Genomic DNA, 1,910 nt, shown 5'->3' with positions numbered 1-1,910 from the left:
AAAAGACTGTGACTGCGTCAACTCATTCCGCCTCCTGGCGTCGGCTTCATTCAGACAGTACGCAGTCAATAAGGATTTTGTTTTTTACGCTTCGCGAAGGAAAGTCCTGGAACTTTTTAATTAATCACCGGCCTGTTTTAGCCCCTTGGTAAAGTGGGGTTGAAGAACAATAAATCACTGACTTTAAATTTTATTTCGTTCAGGGAAATATTTAGTTGCGAAACTTAAATCATAATTAATTTCATGGCAAAACACCATAACAATTTCAGCCAGGGAAATAAAAATCTCCTGATTCAAGAAATGTTGATAAATTTGCCTTTTTAATAAAGTAAAAATGGAGTGTCAAAATTCTGGAAAATATCTGATTGCCCTGATTGCCCAAGGTGATTCCGATGCTTTTAGAAAATTTTACAACAGATATTTTCAAAAAGTATTCCAGTTTTCCAGGTACTTTATTAAATCAGAAGACCTCATTCAGGAAATAGTATCTGATGTTTTCTTAAACCTATGGAACAATCGCAAGAAACTACCCGAAATTGAAAACCTCGATTCCTATTTATATACCATCACAAAAAATAAAACTTTCGACTACCTGGATAAAATATCCAGAAAGCCTGAATTTGTAAGGGACCTTCCCCTTGGAATTTTAACACAAGAAAGTAATCCTGAAGAAATTTTATTAACCGAAGAATTAGAGCAAACCATCAACTCGGCTATTGACGAACTACCCGAACAGTGTAAACTTATATTTTTGATGTCTAGGGAAGAAGGATTGAAATACAAAGATATTGCCCAAATCTTATCAATTTCAGAAAAAACCGTAAACGCTCAAATAGTCACTGCAATAAAAAAATTAGGAATTGCCCTGAATGAGCATTTTAACTAATTATTAACAGACTATATTTCAACAATATAACTCACACGCAGATTTATTTTTTTAAATTTTTCACACATCGAATAGATGTATTTATATTTAATTCCGTCTATAGAATACATAAAAGATTATGGCTGATAACGACAAAAATATATGGGAAATAATTGAGGAGGTTCTGAATGGGATTCCTACCTCCGAAGAAAAACAGCTGTTTGATTCCTGGATTAATGAAAACGGGAAGAACCAAAATATTTTCAATACCCTCAAAAATATTGGCCTGAAAAAGGATCCGGCCTCAGGAAATGAGGTTAAAGAAAAAGCTTATGCCCAAATTCAAAAAACAATTTCAAGAGAAAAGGCAACCCATAAGCTGAAAATATGGTTATATAGCGCCGCAGCATCTATAGCTTTGATACTTGCAGTTAAATTTGCTGTTTTTCATTTTAGACCTTCATTTTCTCCCCAAGTAGCTTATATTGAGACAGGTGCTTCGCTGGGACAAAAAATGAAAATTGTACTTTCTGACAGCACGGTAGTCTTCCTAAATTCAGGTTCCAAGCTAAAATATCCCGCTTTATTTTCTGGCAAACAAAGAATGGTATTTTTGGAAGGGGAGGCTTATTTCGAAGTAAGCAAAGACCGGAAGCATCCCTTTGTCGTCAATACAGGGGTAATCAACATTCGGGTTTTTGGGACCCATTTTAATGTGAAGGCATACCACGACGAAGATCTTGTTGAAACGACACTGATTGAAGGTTCGGTAGGTCTTACCCGGAAGAATGATGGCAAAAACCGCATCATGCTGAAGCCCAATCAAAAAGCCGTTTATAGCCGGAAAGAAAAAAACATTTCGATATGCAAAGTCGACGGGGAACTGAGTACTCTTTGGAAAGACGGGAAATGTTATTTTGATAACGAGACTTTCGAATCTATTATCAAGAACCTGGAACGCAATTTCAATGTTGTGATCCGGATTAATTCTGAAAGCTTAAAACACAAAAAATATTCAGGTTTTTTTATCAACAAAAATGTTTTT

Annotated in this window: 2 protein-coding genes; both read left to right on the top strand. The window is 35.3% G+C overall.

Annotated elements, in window-relative coordinates:
• Nucleotides 1-334 precede the first annotated feature (334 nt).
• Nucleotides 335-886 (top strand): RNA polymerase sigma-70 factor, encoded by a 552-nt coding sequence (locus tag Q8907_16785; GenBank protein ID MDP4275925.1) that lies wholly within the window; start codon nt 335-337, stop codon nt 884-886.
• A gap of 118 nt (nt 887-1,004) precedes the next feature.
• Nucleotides 1,005-1,910: FecR domain-containing protein (locus Q8907_16780; GenBank protein MDP4275924.1), on the top strand; the 906-nt coding region annotated here is incomplete at its 3' end.

The organism is Bacteroidota bacterium (assembly GCA_030706565.1).
GTDB lineage: Bacteria > Bacteroidota > Bacteroidia > Bacteroidales > JAUZOH01 > JAUZOH01.
Note: the sequence above shows the minus strand (reverse complement) of the source record. Positions and strands in the feature narration are given on the sequence as shown.